Annotated in this window: 13 protein-coding genes; 6 read left to right on the top strand and 7 right to left on the bottom strand. The window is 65.3% G+C overall.

Annotation, left to right across the window (positions count from 1 at the left end):
- Positions 1–178 precede the first annotated feature (178 nt).
- The 3 genes from CKW24_RS15565 to yghX all read left to right on the top strand — a co-directional run bounded on the left by CKW24_RS15565 (position 179) and on the right by yghX (position 2,246).
- Positions 179–622 carry an Imm51 family immunity protein gene (locus CKW24_RS15565; RefSeq protein ID WP_159987297.1) on the top strand — a complete coding sequence of 148 codons (444 nt, stop codon included), beginning with the start codon at positions 179–181 and terminating at the stop codon, positions 620–622.
- Between the two features lie 164 nt (positions 623–786).
- Positions 787–1,296, top strand: coding sequence for a MaoC family dehydratase (locus tag CKW24_RS15560; RefSeq protein ID WP_095169066.1), 510 nt, complete (start codon positions 787–789; stop codon positions 1,294–1,296).
- Positions 1,297–1,358: 62 nt separating this feature from the next.
- Entirely contained in the window at positions 1,359–2,246 is an 888-nt protein-coding gene (yghX, locus tag CKW24_RS15555) for a YghX family hydrolase (protein ID WP_095169065.1), read from the top strand.
- Between the two features lie 687 nt (positions 2,247–2,933).
- Here yghX and CKW24_RS15545 read toward each other — a convergent pair.
- The 7 genes from CKW24_RS15545 to CKW24_RS15515 all read right to left on the bottom strand — a co-directional run bounded on the left by CKW24_RS15545 (position 2,934) and on the right by CKW24_RS15515 (position 11,322).
- Positions 2,934–4,742, bottom strand: coding sequence for an ABC transporter ATP-binding protein (locus tag CKW24_RS15545; protein WP_095169063.1), 1,809 nt, complete (start codon positions 4,740–4,742; stop codon positions 2,934–2,936).
- Entirely contained in the window at positions 4,739–5,578 is an 840-nt protein-coding gene (locus CKW24_RS15540) for an ABC transporter permease (RefSeq protein WP_095169062.1), read from the bottom strand. Before CKW24_RS15540 ends, CKW24_RS15545 begins: the two co-directional genes overlap by 4 nt.
- A 10-nt stretch (positions 5,579–5,588) precedes the next feature.
- On the bottom strand, positions 5,589–6,647 hold the full coding sequence (locus tag CKW24_RS15535; protein ID WP_095169061.1) for an ABC transporter permease: 1,059 nt from the start codon (positions 6,645–6,647) through the stop codon (positions 5,589–5,591).
- Entirely contained in the window at positions 6,640–8,205 is a 1,566-nt protein-coding gene (locus tag CKW24_RS15530) for an ABC transporter substrate-binding protein (protein WP_095169060.1), read from the bottom strand. The genes CKW24_RS15535 and CKW24_RS15530 overlap by 8 nt, the downstream gene beginning before the upstream one ends.
- A gap of 11 nt (positions 8,206–8,216) precedes the next feature.
- Positions 8,217–9,410, bottom strand: coding sequence for an LLM class flavin-dependent oxidoreductase (locus CKW24_RS15525; RefSeq protein WP_095169059.1), 1,194 nt, complete (start codon positions 9,408–9,410; stop codon positions 8,217–8,219).
- A 109-nt stretch (positions 9,411–9,519) separates the two neighbouring features.
- A complete protein-coding gene (locus CKW24_RS15520) occupies positions 9,520–10,251 on the bottom strand; it encodes a class II aldolase/adducin family protein (RefSeq protein ID WP_095169058.1) in 732 nt (243 codons plus the stop codon).
- Positions 10,252–10,266: 15 nt separating this feature from the next.
- Positions 10,267–11,322, bottom strand: coding sequence for an ABC transporter substrate-binding protein (locus CKW24_RS15515; protein ID WP_095169165.1), 1,056 nt, complete (start codon positions 11,320–11,322; stop codon positions 10,267–10,269).
- A gap of 331 nt (positions 11,323–11,653) precedes the next feature.
- Between CKW24_RS15515 and CKW24_RS15510 the strand changes: the two genes are divergently transcribed.
- The 3 genes from CKW24_RS15510 to CKW24_RS15500 all read left to right on the top strand — a co-directional run bounded on the left by CKW24_RS15510 (position 11,654) and on the right by CKW24_RS15500 (position 16,638).
- Entirely contained in the window at positions 11,654–12,901 is a 1,248-nt protein-coding gene (locus CKW24_RS15510) for an acyl-CoA dehydrogenase family protein (RefSeq protein WP_095169057.1), read from the top strand.
- Between the two features lie 112 nt (positions 12,902–13,013).
- Positions 13,014–14,795, top strand: a complete 1,782-nt coding sequence (locus tag CKW24_RS15505; RefSeq protein WP_095169056.1) for an ABC transporter ATP-binding protein — start codon at positions 13,014–13,016, stop codon at positions 14,793–14,795.
- Complete coding sequence (locus CKW24_RS15500) at positions 14,788–16,638, top strand: ABC transporter ATP-binding protein (protein WP_095169055.1); 1,851 nt, start codon at positions 14,788–14,790, stop codon at positions 16,636–16,638. Before CKW24_RS15505 ends, CKW24_RS15500 begins: the two co-directional genes overlap by 8 nt.
- The last annotated feature ends 463 nt before the right edge of the window (positions 16,639–17,101 follow it).

The following is a 17,101-nucleotide window of genomic DNA, read 5'->3' as shown; positions in this document are numbered from 1 at the left end:
GGTTCTCAGTAAAAATGAGACGATTCGCAATATTGATCAATCGATTCCGCACTTACAAAACCAGACAGCATCGACACCTTTGAGAAAGTTCTGATGGCCCCCTGCCTTGTCCAGTCGTTAGCGTCGTTCGGAATTCGTGTTGCCGGCCGCCTTGCACCGCGCATCCCCTGAACCACTGGTGAGCTTCTTGCGCATAAATAATCCAATCGATCCGGTACGTTACGCCCCCTTCATTCTGATCAAACATGCCGAATCCGATGCATCACTGTTGCTATTTGATCCGCAGAGGGAAACCAAGACCCACGTATTCAAGAACCCCCAATGCGGGGACTGGAACGGCAATGGCTACGATTGGAGCGATATCGCCCAGATGCTGATAAATGAGCGCCTGCCAGGCGTGCAGGGCCTGCTGTCGTTTACCCCCGACAACCGTATGTTTGCCGCATACGGCCCGCATTGGGCGCTTGAACGCCTGGGCGAGGCGATGAGCGCAGTCTTTCATGACGACGCTGCGCTTGAAGACCTGCTGTCACGCGCCGACTGCCTGATGCCCGGAGTGGTCGCACGACTGTGTTTCTGGGGGACCTGCGTGCGCCAGGCAATTGCTCGCATTTTCAAGTAAGCGCCAGACATTCAGGCAAAGACCCGGTGCGCGCTGGCGCAGTCTACGCAGGCAGCTGCCGACCTGGCTTGTACCTGTGCGGGTGATGAAATTGCTCATTGACGCAGGACCACCCGCCGCTTATTGATAGGCCCCGCCGATCACTACAATAAAAGGACGACTCATTGACCAGCCTCAGACAGCGTGCCGCCCAGGGCCTGAAGGTGGGCGACAGCTTCACCCTCAGCCGCCACTTCAGCGAGGCCGACATCCAGGACTTCGCGAAGATTTCCCGTGACTACAACCCGGTGCATTGTGATGCCCGCTTCGCCGAGGCACGGGGCTTTCGGGCGCCGGTGTCCCACGGCCTGCTGACCGCCAGCCTGCTCACCGAAATCGGTGGACAGATTGGCTGGTTGGCGGCTGGCATGACATTCGAATTCAAGAAGCCGGTGTATGCCGGCGACCGCATCACCTGCCACTGGGTCATCACTGAAATCACCCACAACGCCCGGGCCAAGGCGGTAGTAACCATGACCAACGAAGACGGTGTTGTGGTGTTGCAGGCCCATACCAGCGGTATCGTACCGAGGGCAGAAGAACGGCAAATCCTCAGCCGAATGCTCGCCGAAGGCGACCCCAGCAACGGCGTCCGTGAAGCCTGCGCCCTGGCGACGCCTGCTATGCTGCTCTGACACCGCGACGCCTCGATCCCCTGCTGCTGGGGTCCGTCAACGATTTTCACGGGAGCGCACAGATGAACCGTCTCACTGCGAAAGACTTTGCCCCTGAACTGCTGGAACTCTACGACTACTACGCCCATGGGCGAATCAACCGCCGCCAGTTCCTCGATCGCGCGGCGTTATTCACCTTCGCCGGCATGAACGCCAGCGCTCTGCTCGCCGCCCTGAGCCCCAACTATGCGCTGGCCGAGCAGGTGGCCTTTACCGACCCGCAGATTCTCGCCGAGTACGTCACTTATCCCTCGCCCAAGGGCCATGGCGAAGTTCGCGGCTACCTGGTGCGCCCGGCCAAGGCCAGCGGCAAGCTGCCAAGCGTGGTGGTGGTGCATGAGAATCGCGGGCTCAACCCCTATATCGAGGATGTCGCACGGCGCCTGGGCAAGGCCGGCTTCCTCGCCCTGGCACCCGACGGCCTGAGTTCGGTGGGCGGTTATCCGGGCAACGATGACAAGGGTCGCGAGCTGCAGGCCAAGGTCGACCCGGCCAAGCTGATGAACGATTTTTTCGCCGCTATCGAGTGGCTGATGAAACACGACGCCAGCAACGGCAAAGTCGGGATGACCGGCTTCTGTTATGGCGGTGGGGTGTCCAATGCCGCCGCGGTGGCCTACCCGGAACTGGCCGCGGCCGTGCCCTTTTATGGCCGCCAGCCGGACGCCAAGGATGTACCACGGATCAAGGCGCCGCTGCTGTTGCACTACGGCGAGCTGGACAAGGCAATCAACGAAGGCTGGCCAGCCTATGAGCAGGCCCTGAAGGCCAATGGCAAGACCTATGAAGCCTACATCTACCCCGGCGCCAACCACGGCTTCCACAACGACTCGACCCCGCGCTACGACCAGCAAGCCGCTGAACTGGCCTGGAGCAGAACCCTGGCCTGGTTCAATCGATACCTGGTCTAGAAGCTGCCCTGACAAAGGACCAAGTTGTTCGCAGATTTTGCATGTACCCACTCAACCTGTGGGAGCGAGCCCTGCTCGCGAAAAGCCTGAGGGCGCTGCGGGGTGTCAGACTGTACGCGTCATCGTTGACGACCATCGCGGGCAAGCCCGCTCCCACCGTTATTTGCGGTGCTTGCAAATCCTGCATGCACCCACTGAACCTGTGGGAGCGGGCTTGCCCGCGAAAAGCCCGAGGGCGCTGCTGGGTGTCAGACTGTACGCGTCATCGTTGACGACCATCGCGGGCAAGCCCGCTCCCACCGTTATTTGCGATGCTTGCAAATCCTGCATGCACCCACTGAACCTGTGGGAGCGGGCTTGCCCGCGAAAAGCCTGAGGGCGCCGCTGGGCATCAGACTGTACGCGTCATCGTTGACGACCATCGCGGGCAAGCCCGCTCCCACAGTAATTTGCAGTGCTTGCGGATCCCGCATGCACCCACAGAACCTGCTCGCGAAAAGCCTGAGGGCGCTGCTGGGTGTCAGACTGCACGCGTCATCGTTGACGACCATCGCGGGCAAGCCCGCTCCCACACTAGTAATTTGCAGTGTTTGCAGATCCCGCATACACCCACAGAACCTGTGGAGCGGGCGCCCGCTTGCGGCTTGCTCGCGATGGCGGTGGATCAGGCAGTATCCAAGCCCACGCCTACAACACCCCCGCCAGCGTCGGCGAGTTTTCCAGCAGCGTGCGGGTGTACGCTGCCTGCGGTTGGTCCAGCACCGCATCGACCCACCCCTGCTCCACCACTCGCCCGTGCTGGAGCACCACCACCCGGTCGGCGATGGCGCGGACCACACCCAGGTCATGGGTAACGAACAACAGAGTCAGCCCTTGCGCCTGCAACTGACGCAACAACGCGAGGATCGATGCCTGCACCGAGACATCCAGCGCCGAAGTGATTTCGTCGCAGATCAGCAGGCGCGGTTGGCAGATCAGCGCCCGGGCGATAGCCACCCGTTGCCGTTCGCCGCCCGACAGGCTGTGGGGGTAGAGCGCGCCGACCGAAGCCGGCAGCGACACCCGCTCAAGCACCGCCGCTACCCGCTGACGGGCCTCGTCACCCTTGATTCCGAAGAAGTGCGCCAAGGGCCCGCTGAGGGTCTGTAGTACCGTCTGCCGGGGGTTCAACGCCCGGTACGGGTTCTGGAAAATGTACTGGATCTGGTGCCGGGACCCGGCCTCACGCTGCCGCGCCGCCAGGCTCAACTCCTGCCCGGCGTAATACATCCGGCCTTGGGCGTTCTCCCCCAAACCCGCTACCGCGCGGGCCAGGCTGGTCTTGCCGGAACCGGACTCGCCGACCAACGCCAGGCATTCCCCGGGCGCCACGCGCAACGAGACATCGAACAACACCTGGCGGTCGTAGGCCACGTTCAGCCCCTGAATGTCGAGCAACGCCGGTCGCTCAACCACCTCCCCGACCCGCTGCGCGCCCTGACTGGCAATCAACTGCAACGCCTGCCGATGCGGGTCCAGGCACGCCACCTGCTGTCCTGGCGCGACCTCGAGCAACGCTGGCTCGGCCAGCGCACAGGCGGCAGTGCGCCGCGGGCAGCGTGCGGCGAAACCACAGCCGACTGGCCGCTGCCCCGGCGCTGGGGCGTGCCCGGCAATCGCCGCCAGTTCGCGGCGCTGCGCCACATCCGGAATCGCCGCCAGCAAACCCCGGGTATAGGGATGGGCTGGCCGGCTGAACAGCGCCTCACGGCTGGCGGTCTCGACGATGCGCCCGGCGTACATCACCATCACCCGGTCCACCAGGTCCTTGATCACCGCCAGGTCGTGGGACACATACACCGCCGCGACCCCCAGGCTTTTGCACAGCCGGCGCAAGGTGGCGAGGATGTGGGCCTGGGTGCTGACGTCCAGGGCGGTGGTCGGTTCATCCAGTACGATCAACTTCGGGCGCAGGACAAACGCCAGCGCCAGCATCACCCGTTGCTGCTGGCCACCAGACAGTTGGTGGGGAAAGCGCCGCAGGAAGTCCGGATCATCCGGCAGGCCGACGTCGCGCAAGGTCTCGCTGATGCGCTGGCGTTGCGCGCTGCGGTCCAGTTGCACCTGGTGGGCGCCGAGGGTTTCGCGCAGCAGGTTGCCGATGCGCAACGCCGGATTCAACGCCGTGGCCGGGTCCTGCGCCACGTAGCCGATCAGGCTGCCCCGGGCCCGGCGCAAGGCATCGCCCTGCAAGGTCAGCAAGGCCTGCCCCGCCACCTCGACCCGACCGCCAACAATCCGCGCACCGCGTCGGGCGTGGGCCAGCAATGCCGTGGCCAGGGTGGTCTTGCCGGAACCCGACTCCCCCACCAGGCCGAGAATTTCCCCAGCCTGGACACTGAACGACACCCCGGACAGCACATCGACCTGCCCGTGCAGCTCGACGCGCAAGTCGCTCACCTGCAGCACCTGGGTGCTGAGCTTGTCTGGCGATGCAAAACCTGCGAGCGCATTCATGGCTTTTCTCCAATCCGTGAGCTGCTGCGGCCGATGCCCTCGGCCAGGATGTTGGTGCCATAGGCAAAGATCCCGATCAGCACCGCCGGCGCCAGTACGGCCCAGGGCTGCACCAGCAATCCGGCCTGATTTTCATTGATCATCAAGCCCCAGTCGGCAGTCGGCGGCGCCACGCCGTAACCGAGGAAGCTCAGGCCCGACAGCATGCCCACGCCCCAGGTCAGCATGTTGCCGAAGTGCACCAGCAGCGGCGTGAGGATGTTCGGCAGGATCTCGCGGAACAGGATCCGCCAACGCGAATAGCCCATCATCTGCGCGGCCTCGACAAACTCCTGGCCGGCCACCGCCACCGCGCTGCCCCGGGCCAGACGGATCACCCCAGGGGTGAAGGCAATCGCCACGGTAAGCACGATCAGCCACGGCGCGCGGCCGAGCATCGAGACGATCAGCAGCACCAGGATCAAGTCCGGAAACGCCAGCGAAACATCCGCCAGCCAGGTAATCAACTGGTCCAGCCGACGCCGGGAAAACCCCGCCAGCAAGCCCAGGGTGCTGCCCACCAGCAGGGCGATCGCAGCGGCGGCCACGGACATCCACAGCACCGACCGACCGCCATTGAGCAGGCGCGACAGCACATCGTGCCCGAGGAAGTCATAACCCAGCCACGCCCCGGCCGTCGGCGCCCCATAGACCGTGCCGAGCATGTCGGTCGGCCCATGGGGCGCCAGCCAGGGGCCGCACAGCGCGAGGGCAATCACCAGCAGCGTGATCACCGCGCCTTTGCGGGTTTGCGTGTGTGCCAGCCAGTGCCAGCGAGTCGCGGATAAGTCACGCATGCAGCACCTCTCATGGAGCCTTGGAAGTGGAGCGCCGCCACCAGGGCTGGATGCCCCGACGGTTGCGCTGGATCAGGGTCACGCGCCGGGCCGTGCGCAGCTTGGGGGTGAGCAGCACGGTCAGCAGGTCGGCGCACAGGTTGATCAGCACCACGCCCAGGGTGATCAACAACACGATTGCCTGGATCATCGGCAGATCGCGCATCTGGATCGCCGAATTCAGCGAGGTGCCGATGCCGGGGTAGCTGAAAATCACCTCGGCCAGCAACGCCCCGCCGATCAGCGTGCGCAGGGTCAGCGCCACGCCCTGGATGGCCGGCACCAGGGCATTGGGCAAAGTGTGGCGCCAGACGATGCGCCACTCGGCGATCCCGCGCAGTCGGGCCGCGATCACGTAGTCGGACTCCAGTGCCTCGATCATCGAGGCCCGCACCATCCGCGTCAGGTACGGCAGCGCCGACAGGCTCAGGGCCAACACCGGCAACACCAGGTACTGCAACTGCCGCCACAGCGAACGGTCCGGGTCGATCAGCGACACCGCCGGCAGCACGTCCATGTGCGGCATGGAAAACAGCAGCACCAGGCCGATGGCCAACAGAAACCCCGGCGTCGCCTTGAGGAAGATCAGCCACGACAGGCTAATGCGGTCCAGGCGACTGTCGCGGCGCAACGCCAGGCTCACCCCCAACAGCAGCGCCGTCGGCACCACCAGGGCAATCACCCCGGCCAACAACGCCAGGGTGTAGCCAAAACGCGTGAAAAGGATGCTCGCCACCGGCGCATTGGAGTCCAGCGACACCCCCAGCTCACCGCGCACGGCGTGCCCCAGCCAGCCCAGGTACTGCTCGAGGATCGGCCGATCCAGGCCCAGTTGGCGTTGCAGGGTGAGGATGCTTTCCAGCGGCGCATCCGGGCCGAGAATCACCCGGGCCGGGTCCGAGGGCAGCGCCTGCGTGGCGATGAACACCACCAGGCTGATCACCCAGGCCGTCAGCAGGCCATAGCCGAGCCGGCCGATGAACCAGGCCAGCCACGCCGGTGTACGCGGTTGCTTGGAGGATTTATCCATGGTTCAACCACAGCTCGTCAAAGCGCCAGGAGGCGAACGTGGTTTGCTCGGGCAGCAGCCCGCCAACCCGGGTCGATGCCGCATCGAGCACGTCGTTGAAACCCCAGATCAACAAGCCACCGCGCTCGTGCTGGATACCCTGGGCTTCGTGCACCAGCACTTTGCGCTGGGCCAAATCCGGTTGCGCCAGCGCTTGTTGGTACAGCGCACTGAAACGCTGGTCATGGAAATTGCTGCGGTTATAGATCGCCTGCGGTGCATCGTTGTGCAAGGCCGAGGCGAGAAAGCCGCGGGCCGGGGTCGAACCCGGCGACAGCAGCCAATTCTCGCGCTGCGGCCCGTTGAACACCGAGCCGTCGACCTGGGTGACCTTGATCTGCACCCCGGCCTGTTTTGCCTGCTGGGCAAACACCAATGCCGCATTGACCCCCGGCCCCGGCGTGGTGGTCAGTTCGACCCGCAGGTCATCCTGCCCAGCCTGGCGCAGCAGCGAGCGCGCCTGCTCCAGGTCATGGGGACGCTGGACGATGGCGTGGTTGTAGGTCGGGTCGTGGGGTGAGTACAGGTCATTGGCGATCCGCCCGAATCCGTTGAGGCCACGGTTCACCAGTTCCTGACGGTCGGCCAGCAGGCGAAAGGCCTGGCGCACGCGCACGTCCTGGAACGGCGCCTTGGCCAGGTTCAGGTTGAACCCGGTAAACGAGGTGCTGGGCGACACGCAGAGCTGCAACCGCGAGTCGGCCTTGAGCAGCGCGCTATGTTCGGCTTGCACACCGCTGGCGAGGTCGATCTGCCCGGCACGCAACGCCGCCGAGCGTGACACCTGGTCCTTGAACTCGATGATCTCCAGCTCGTCGGCATACGGTTGATTGGGCTTGTAGTAGTGCTCGAACCGGCTGTAAAGCGAGCGCTGGCCGGGGATGAAGCTCTTGAGCTTGTAAGGGCCCGCGCCCACCGGATTGCTGATCGGGTGGTAGTCGGTGGGCACGATGCCGCCAAAGCTGATCAGGGTTTCGTCCAGCGGGAAGAAGCTCTGGCCTTCCTTGAAGCGGATCTCGATGGTCCGCTCGTCCAGCTTGCGCAAGGCATTGCGGTCGATGGCCCCGACCAGGCCGGCAAACGGCGAAGCCAGTTTGGGATCGGTCAGGCGTAACAGCGAGAACAGCATGTCGTCGGCGCCGATGGTCTTGCCGTGGTGGAACTCCAGCCCCGGCTTGATGCGGATGGTCCAGGCGCTGGCATCGGCATTCGGCTCGGCAAATTCGGCCAGGGCCAGGCGCGTGCTGACATCGCTGTTCCACTCCCAGAACTTGCTGTACAGCGCCCAGCCACGAATGATCCCGCCGCCCACCGGTTTGTGCGCGTCAAGGTTGCCGGACTGGTCGCCATCGATGATGCCGACCCGCAGCCGACCGCCGCGCACCGGGGTGCTGGAAAGCACGCTAGGCGTATCCGCGGGGCTGTCGCAGCCACTGAGCAGACTGCTGCCCAGCAGCAAACCGCCGCCGACCACCAGACTGTTGCCGAGAAACACCCGGCGGGGAAAATCCTGATTCATGACGCGCTTCCTTATGCCTGCTCGGTGGTGCGCGGTGCTGTGCGGCGGCTGACGCCCAGGCGCGGCACGTCGAAGCCGTGGTCCAGGTCCAGCAGCGGGAACAGCAGGTCAGCCACTCGATGGGCTTCGTCGATCAGCGGGAAACCCGAGAGGATGAAGGCCGAGGTGCCCTGGGCCTCGTACTCGCGAATCCGTTCGGCCACTTGCTCGGCGCTGCCCACCAGGTAGGTGCCGGCGGCCGGGCCGAGGATGTTGAAACCGAACAGGCTGGGGCCGAGCCAGACGTTGGGGTAGATCTCCAGGTCCCGAGCCTTGGGCAGGCGCCCGGCGCGCAGGGTATCCAGGTTGCGTTGGGTTTGTGGGTCGTCGCTGTGGAAGCTGTCGAAGGTTTCACCGGCCGGCAACTGGCGCTCGACCGCGTTGCGCGCGGTCTGCAACGAAGTGCGTTGCAGCAGCTTCTCGGCGTGGGCCCAGGCCTCCTCCTCGGTTTCGCGGACGATGATCTGCAGGCGGGTGCCGAAGGTCAGTTCGCGGCCGATCTTCGCCGCTTCGGCGGCCACCTTGCGGAACTTGTCGCCGAGTTTTGGCGGGGTGTTGGCAAAGCTCAGGTAGACGTCGAGCAACTGCACCGAGTGAGCCACGCCGGGGCCGGATGTCCCGGCGCCCCACAACGCAATACCGGGCTTTTGCCGGGGTGGATGCCAGCCGCCCAATGGGTGGTTGGCGGCGCCCGCCGCGCGTGGCGCAAGCTTGACGTATTGGCCGTCGTAGCCGCTGGTATCGCCGGCGTAGAAACCCTGGAAGGCACGCCAGTATTCCAGGCTGAAGTCATAACGCTGATCGTGCGGGTAATGCACGCCGAGGGTGGCCAGGCCAGCGTCGTTGCCGTTGACCACGTTGAACAGCAAGCGACCATTGGAGAACTGGTCGAAGGTCAGTGCCCACTTGGCCAACACTGCCGGCGACAGCTCGCCCGGGTGCTGTGCCACGAGGAAGCGCAAGCGCTGGGTCGCATCGATCAGGGCGGCGGACACCGCCAGGCTGTCGTTGGGACTGGACCCCAGCAACGCGCCGTAGTAACCCAGGCGATCGCTGGCCACGGCCAATTGCTTGAGGTGCTCGAAATCAGTCTGCCAGCGGCCCTCGGGCTCCCACGGATACGGACCGTCGGGGGTGGTGAGGTACCAGAGAATCTTGACTGCCATGGGTGTGTTCCTTTCGATGAGGTAGGAGCAAGGCTTGCCCGCGATGGTGGCCGTGAGCCCGGCATCGCGGGCGAGCCAGCGCAGACAGGGGTGAGGGGTAATCAGCGGCTCAGCTACGCCGATCAATCGCCGGCACCAGTCCCAGTTCCGTGGCCTGGTCATACAGTCCGCTCATCTTCCATTGCTGGGTCAGTACGCCCGGGCCGTAGGCACGCGATCCGCCCAGGGCGTCGGCGAGCAACTGCAGTTGTGCGCCCTCCTCCAGCAACAGAATGAACTCGGCGGTGGCGCGCAGCCCCTGCTTGCCCCACACGGTGGAACCGCCGTTGGCTTCGAGGATCGCCAGGTTGAAGGGGTTCTCGGCGATCTTGTCGAGGATAAAATCCACTTCCGGCTGACGCCGGTCGATGTACACCGGCAGCTCGCGCGCCAGCTGATAGCGCTGCACCGGCACATAATGGAACGGCAGCGTGCGGTGGGTCTGGGCCCAGGCACCGAGGTACGGCGAATGCACGTGGGACACGGTGGTGACATCGGGGTGGGTCTGGAACAACTTGGTGTAGCGACCCAGGCCACCCTTGCCCTTGCCGTAGATCACCTTGCCGGCGAAGTCGGTGACGGTGGCCTGTAGCGGTTGGCGGTAGTTCCACGGCCCGCCGTAGTTGACCGAGACCAGCAATTCCTCGCCCGGCACCCGCTCGATGAAGCCGACGGTACCGTTGGCGGTGATGGTGTTGGTTTCACGGAACACACTGAAGGCTTGTTCGGCCTCCAGCAGCACCTTGTCGATGAAAGCTTGCAGTTGTTCGCTGATCAGTTGTTCGTGGATGAGCACAGTCATGGCAGTTCTCCGGGTTCAGGCGCGGCGCTTGGCCAACAGTTCATGGGCGGCTTGCAAGGGGCGCGGGTCAACCCAGTCGGCGATGTCGAAATCGCCTTCGAGGAAGCCGTGCAGGTACAGGAAGTTTTTCTGGATCTGCAGGAACTCCAGGCGTTGTGCCGACAGGTCCGGGGCCAGGGTGGTATGGAAATCGCCACGATAGGCTTCGGCCACACCAGCGCTGCCGGCACGGGTCTCCTCTTCGAGAATGGCGTGCAGGGCTTCGCGGTTGTCAGCGGCCCAATCAGCCGCACTCAGGGTTTGCGCGAGGAACCGCACCACCAGCTCGAAATGGTTGTCCAGCAGGCTCTGGTGCACGGTGATCGGCCGTGGCGTGCCGTTGTTGATGCGGTAGCGCGGATCAGTGATCTGGTCCAGGTCAATCCCCACTACGAGCCCCAGCCGGCGCGCGGCGTCGGCTGCGGAAGCGCCCTTGACGTAGACCGCATCGACCTCGCCGCGCACCAGGTAATCCAGGCCCGACCACAGGCGTTGCAAACCTTCCTGCGGGTTGGCCGCCTGCTCCTGGTCCTGCAGCGCCACCTCCACCAGCTCGACGTCGTCAAAGCCCAGGCCAGCCAGGCTCAACGCGCCTTTGTAGCCGTGCAGGCTCATGGCCCGGGCGATGCTGCCGGGACGACTGTCGCCCCAGGCCGGCAAGGCCAGGCGCTTGCCCTTGAGGTCTTGCGCACTGCGGATAGCGGAGTCCGGGCGAACCAGAATGGTCTGCCACTCCTCGATCCAGGTCAGGCCGATCAGCCGGCTCGGCGCCCCAGCGGCACGCGCCGCCAGTGCCGGAACGTTACCGCCTTCGCGAAACAGCCCCGGCAGTTGGTGATCGTAGTGATGCCGGCCCAGTTGCCGGGCCTCCTGCAAGGTCGAGACCGGCAGGCCGTCGGCGGCAAACTCTGCGCTGAGCCAGCCGAGTTTGTAGGCGATGCCCGAGGCGGTCGGCACCGGGCAGCGGGTGAACCAGATCTGCGCCAGCTCGGTCTCGGCAAGCGGGCTGGGGTGTTGGGCAGCAAGCGTCATGGGCAGCTCCATCGGGTTTTGCGAGTCAGTTGCCAAGGCCAGTGCAGCGTCCGTGCCAAGAGCGCCAAGCCCCGGTTTACCTGGGCTGGCGCCGCGCAGCGGGTTAACCACGGGGTTTGATTGCTGGCCTGTCAGCAGCATTGCGCGAGCACTGCTGCTGGCTGCGCAGTCGCCTTCCGTGCACTGCTGCCCCAGCAACACCCCCGCGACCAAAGCCACGCCGGGCAAGGGTTTGCCGACCTTGGCGCACAACTTGCTCAAGGCAGTTCCAGCGCCTATCAACCACGCCCCCTCCTGCAGGAGCTGGCAATCCATTAGCCGAGGAATCGCTATGAGCAAGATCGAACCCCTACCCCACACGCTGGCCCCCGTACGCCAGTTGACCAGCGAGGCCGAGGCCATTGCCGTGGCCCGGGAGATTGCCCGGGAAATCGCCGCGATCGCAGCCGATGCCAGCCAGAACGGTCAGTTGCCCCGGCGCCAGGCGCAGTTGCTGTCGGACAGCGGCCTCACCGCCATCGGCGTGCCCAAGGCCTTTGGCGGGCTGGGCGCATCGGTGCAGACCATCGTCGAAACCGTGCGCCTGATTTCCGTGGCCGATGGCGGGGTCGGCCAGTTACTGCAGATTCACAACGTGATGCTGCGGGGGATTTTCACCGGTTACCCGGACGCCGTGCGCGACCGCCTGGTCAGCGACGTGTTGGCCGGCAAGCGCTTTGGCAATGCCCTGGCGGAAGTCGGTGGCAAGAACAAATTTGCCCTCAAGACCCGGGTCGAGCGCCGTGCGGACGGCAAGCTGATCCTCAATGGCAGCAAGTTCTACTCCACCGGCTCCTACCTCGCCGAGTGGATCTCCCTGACGGCAGCTTCCGACGATGGCGGTGCCGGGGTGCTGCTCAATCGCAACACCGAGGGCTTGACCCTGGTGGATGACTGGGAAGCCTTCGGCCAGAAAAACTCAGTCAGCGGCACGGTGATTTTCGACAACATCGAGCTCGACGAACGCTTCGTGTCCCAGCGCAAAGGACCGATGAAGCGCACCGGCCTGACCTTCCCGCAGATCCTCCACGCCGCCATCGACACCGGCATTGCCGCCGGCGCCCTGGCCGCCGCCGTGGACTACCTCAAGCACAATGCCCGGCCGTGGGTAGAAAGCGGCGTCGAACACGCCAATGAGGAACCGCACATCATCAAGCAGATCGGCGAGTACGCGGTGGCCCTGCGCGGCGCCGAAGCCCTGCTGCGCGAGGCCGCACAGGTGTTCGACCAACACGAACTGGACCCGGACAATAAAGAGCTGCAGGACGAACTGATCCTCTCGGTGGCCACCGCCCGCGCCCATTCGGACCGAGCATCGCTGCAGATCTCCAGCGACATCTTCTCCCTGCTCGGCGCCAGTTCGTCCCTGAGCAAATGGAACCTCGACCGCTTCTGGCGCAACGCCCGGGTGCACACCACCCACGACCCGATCCGCTGGCGCCTGCACCACGTCGGCAACTATTACCTCAACGGCGTCGACCCGGGCGAATACACCGCGATCCTCAATGCCAAGGAACAACAGGGCGCGACCCGCCGCTAAATCCCCCCACTCCATACCCGTAGGAGCAAGGCTTGCCCGCGATGGCGTGCTGGTGATCGCCATCGCGGGCAAGCCTTGCTCCCACAAGCCCCGTGACGCTAATGAGCTCTCCATGATCGAAAAACACCCCCTTCTGCGCTGCCTGGCGATCTACCGGGAAATGCCCTGGCGCTTCGCCCTGGTGGCGGCGCTGTACGTTGCAATCAACCTCGGCCTGGTCTGGCAGCAGTGGCTGATCGGCCATGCGGTGAACGACGTCAGCGCCGGCCGCGCGGTGGTCCACCAGGACGATGGCAGCCTGGACGCCAGCCTCGGCTGGTATTGGCTGTGGTTGATGCTGGCCGTGGCCCTGGGTCGTGGCGTCTTGCAGTACGCCGCCAGCGTGCTGTCGCTGGTGCTCAGCCAGGAGCTGCTGACACGCCTGCGCGAGCGCATCCTGCAGCAGGTCCAGGACCTGCACTTGGGCTACCACTGGCAGCACGGCATGGGCGAGATGATTACCCGCACCACCCGCGATGCCGACAAGGTTCGCGACGCGCTCATCAGCTTCTGGCGCCAGGTGGTGGAAACCCCGCTGGTGGTGCTGGCCACGGTCGGCCTGTTGAGCTGGTACAACCCGTTGCTGGGGCTGGTGCCGCTGTTGCTGACGGTCCTCGGACTGTGGATTTTTGTGCGCCAGACCGAGCGCCTGGTCAGCCTCGACCGGGCCGTTGGCGCCGCCTACGACCGGGTCAACCAGGACTTGAGCGAGGGCATCGGTGGTGTGCGGGTGATCAAGTCGTTCGGCCTCGAACACCGCCGCACCCAGCGCTTCGCCACACAGGTGGCGCTGTTCGCCGAACACGCACGCCTGGCCCTGGCCTACTCCAGCTCGCGGATTCCCCTGCCCCAGGCCGTGGTCGCCCTGGGGCATGTATGGATCCTGGTGTATGGCGCCCACCTGGTGGCCAACGCGCAGCTGGGGATCGGCGAGCTGGTGACCTCGCTGCTGATCGCCACCACCCTGGTGTTTCGGATCGAAGGCATCGGTCGAGTGATGCAGACCTTCGCCGACGCCCGCTCCAGCGCCGAGCGCATCTGGCAGCTGCTGGATGAGCCAGCGGCGATCCGCAGCGGCACGGCCAGCCTTCCCGAAACGCCCCTGGGGCTGAAACTGGAGCACGTCAGCGTCAGCCCGCCCGGCGGTGGCCAGGCCATTCTGCGCGACTGCTCGCTGACCCTGCAGCCAGGGGAAATCGTCGCCTTGGTGGGCGCGACAGGCACCGGCAAAAGCCTGCTGGCCAGCCTGTTGCCGCGCCTCAGTGAGGTCACGAGCGGACGTCTGCTGCTGGGCTCGGACGCCGCCGGCTGGCAGGACATTCGGCAACTGGACCTCAATCAACTGCGGCGCCGGGTGCACGTGGTGCCCCAGGAGAGCTTTCTGTTTTCCGACACCCTGGCCGCCAACCTGCGCCTGTGCGCGCCGACGGCCAGTGAACAACAGTTGCGCCAGGGCTTGCGCCTGGCTGCCGCCGAAGACGTGCTCGAACGCCTGCCCCATGGCCTGGCCACGCCCCTGGGTGATCGCGGCGTGACGCTCTCCGGCGGCCAGCGCCAGCGTCTGTGCCTGGCCCGCGCCCTGCTCGGCGAGCCCGACATCCTGTGCCTGGACGACGCCACCAGCGCCCTCGATGCCATCAGCGAACGCCAGGTCCTGGACAACATTCGCCAACTGCGCCGCGACCAGGGCCGGGCCACCAGCGTGTTGGTGATCTCCAGCAAGCTCTCGACCATCCTCCTCGCCGACCGCGTGCTGATGCTCCAGGACGGCCGGATCGTCGCCAGCGGCCAGCACTGCGAACTGCTGCAAACCCAGCCCGACTACCGCGACCTGCTAGGGATCGACCATGGCTAATCCAATCGCCGGCACAGCCTTGAGCGATATTGAAATTGAAGAAGCACTGGCAAAAAAGGCTCTCGACCGCAGCATGTTGACGCGCCTGCTGCCGCTGCTCAAACCGATACGCGGGTCGATCGCCGCGGTGATCGGCATCGAGCTGCTGCTGGTGTTCACCGTGTTCCTGCGGCCCTGGTTCGTGCGCGAACTGCTGGACCGTGGGCTGATTTCGCAGCAGGATCACTGGTTGCTCGATGAGCGCCTGGTGCTGTGGCTGGGTCTCGGCCTGGCGGCGAGCTGGCTTGGTCGGTTCCTGCTGGCCGGGGTCTCGCAGTTCGTCGCCGGCGGTGCGGCGATCCGTGTGCTCAATGACCTGCGAGTGCGGGTGTTCGCCCACGTGCAGAGCCTGAGTGTCAGCTACTTCGATCGGACCAAGGCCGGGCGCATCATTTCCCGCGCCGACCGCGATGTCGACAGCCTCGAACCGCTGCTGATCCAGGGCCCGCCGGAGCTGCTGGGCGCACTGCTGCGCTGCGGGCTGGCGGCCGTGATGCTGTGGCGGATCGACCCGCGCTTCTTCCTCAGCCTGGTCGCCACCGTGCCCTTGCTGGTGCTGGCGACCTGGAGCTTCAAGCGCATCTCCCAACGCAACTGGGCCAAGGTCGCGGAGAACCGCAGCCGCTTCACCGCGCACCTGGTGGAAAGCGTCAGCGGCGCGCGGATGTTGCAACAGTGCGCGCAACAGACTCCGAACCTGCGGCGCTACCGTGGTCTGCTCGAGGACTTCAACCAGGCACTGATCCGCGGCAGCCTGCGCTCCAGCTGGTTCGCGCCGTTCACCGCGCTGCTCAGCTCTGCCGGCATGGCGCTGCTATTGCTGGTGGGGGCCTATGGCCTGGCGCAAGCGGATGTCAGTGTGGGCCAGATCGCTGAAAGCCTGTTCTACGTGTTCCTGTTTCTTGGGCCTTTGCAGGAACTGTCGGACCTGTTCGAGCGCTACGCCACCGGTTCGGCGTCGGCGCAGCGGATCTTCCTGTTGCTCGACACCCGCCCGCAGATCACCGACAGCCCCACCCCACGCCTCCTGGACCGGGCGCGGGGCGACGTGAGCTTCGAGCAGGTGAGTTTTGCCTACGACCCCCACAGCCCGACGCCGGTGATCGATCAGCTGGATTTGCAGGTTCGCGCGGGAGAAGTGCTGGCGATCGTCGGCCCTTCAGGCCATGGCAAGAGCACCCTGGTGCAGTTGTTGACGCGCTTCTACGAGGTGCAGGCGGGGGCGGTGCGACTCGACGGCATCGACGTGCGCGAACTGACCCAGCAGGCGCTGCGCCGCAACGTTGGCGTGGTGCTGCAGGACAACGTGCTGTTCAGCGGCACCATCCTCGACAACCTGCGCCTGGCCGCCCCCGACGCCAGTGATGCAACACTGATCGCCGCGGCCCGCGAGCTGGGGGCCGACGAGGTGCTGGAGCGCCTGCCACACCAGTACCACAGCGAAGTCGGGCCTTTGGGCGGGCACCTGAGCCATGGCCAGCGGCAACTGGTGTGCCTGGTGCGGGCCTACCTCGCCGACCCGGCGGTGCTGGTGCTGGACGAGGCCACCTCGGCGGTCGACATCCATACCGAGCGGCGTATTCAGCGGGCATTCCGGCGACTGTGCGAAGGCCGTACGGCGATCATCATCGCTCACCGCCTGGCGACCATTCGCGACGCCGACCGGATCGCGGTGATTCAACGCGGCCGCCTGGTCGAACAAGGCCCGCACCGCCAGTTGATTGCCCAGGGCGGGGCCTATGCGGCGCTGTACCAGACCTATTTGCGCAGTGCTTCCCTCGAGGAGATGGGCCAGCCGGCCTGAATTGATTGGGGGAGCTAGCGCCCGCTTGCGGCCTGCTAGCGATGGGGCCAGAACGCAAAATCTGCGAACAGCCAAAATCACTGTGGGAGCGAGCTTGCTCGCGATGGGGCCAGCACATTCAACATCGCTGGTGCCTGACACACCGCCATCGCGGGCAAGCCCGCTCCCACAGATCTAGTGGTGTTCAACATCGATGGCGCCTGACCCACCGCTATCGCTGGCAAGCCGCAAGCGGGCGCCAGCTCCCACAAGTTGAGCGGGCGCATGCCAAATCTGCAGACAACGCCAGTCGCCGCACGCTCGGGCTGTTGCCGCTTCAACAACCGTTGCTGACGGGCTGCTGCTACAGACGCAGCCCTGGGGCAACCGCCCAGAGTACCCACCCCCAATCCCCAGCCCCTGCGGCCCGCAAGCCGTTCCAGGCGCCATGGCATGTCCGTTGCAATCATCCCTGCAAGGCGTC

The organism is Pseudomonas sp. Irchel 3H3 (genome assembly GCF_900187635.1).
Taxonomy (GTDB): Bacteria; Pseudomonadota; Gammaproteobacteria; order Pseudomonadales; family Pseudomonadaceae; genus Aquipseudomonas.
The sequence above is the reverse complement of the archived record's forward strand: the minus strand, read 5'-3'. Positions and strand labels throughout refer to the sequence as shown.

Coding starts and splice junctions, on each gene's coding strand:
- CKW24_RS15520 (WP_095169058.1), bottom strand. CDS start 10,251: ATGACTGTGCTCATCCACGAACAACTGATCAGCGAACAACTGCAAGCT.
- CKW24_RS15510 (WP_095169057.1), top strand. CDS start 11,654: ATGAGCAAGATCGAACCCCTACCCCACACGCTGGCCCCCGTACGCCAG.
- CKW24_RS15500 (WP_095169055.1), top strand. CDS start 14,788: ATGGCTAATCCAATCGCCGGCACAGCCTTGAGCGATATTGAAATTGAA.
- CKW24_RS15540 (WP_095169062.1), bottom strand. CDS start 5,578: ATGCGTGACTTATCCGCGACTCGCTGGCACTGGCTGGCACACACGCAA.
- yghX (WP_095169065.1), top strand. CDS start 1,359: ATGAACCGTCTCACTGCGAAAGACTTTGCCCCTGAACTGCTGGAACTC.
- CKW24_RS15535 (WP_095169061.1), bottom strand. CDS start 6,647: ATGGATAAATCCTCCAAGCAACCGCGTACACCGGCGTGGCTGGCCTGG.
- CKW24_RS15545 (WP_095169063.1), bottom strand. CDS start 4,742: ATGAATGCGCTCGCAGGTTTTGCATCGCCAGACAAGCTCAGCACCCAG.
- CKW24_RS15515 (WP_095169165.1), bottom strand. CDS start 11,322: ATGACGCTTGCTGCCCAACACCCCAGCCCGCTTGCCGAGACCGAGCTG.
- CKW24_RS15530 (WP_095169060.1), bottom strand. CDS start 8,205: ATGAATCAGGATTTTCCCCGCCGGGTGTTTCTCGGCAACAGTCTGGTG.
- CKW24_RS15525 (WP_095169059.1), bottom strand. CDS start 9,410: ATGGCAGTCAAGATTCTCTGGTACCTCACCACCCCCGACGGTCCGTAT.
- CKW24_RS15505 (WP_095169056.1), top strand. CDS start 13,014: ATGATCGAAAAACACCCCCTTCTGCGCTGCCTGGCGATCTACCGGGAA.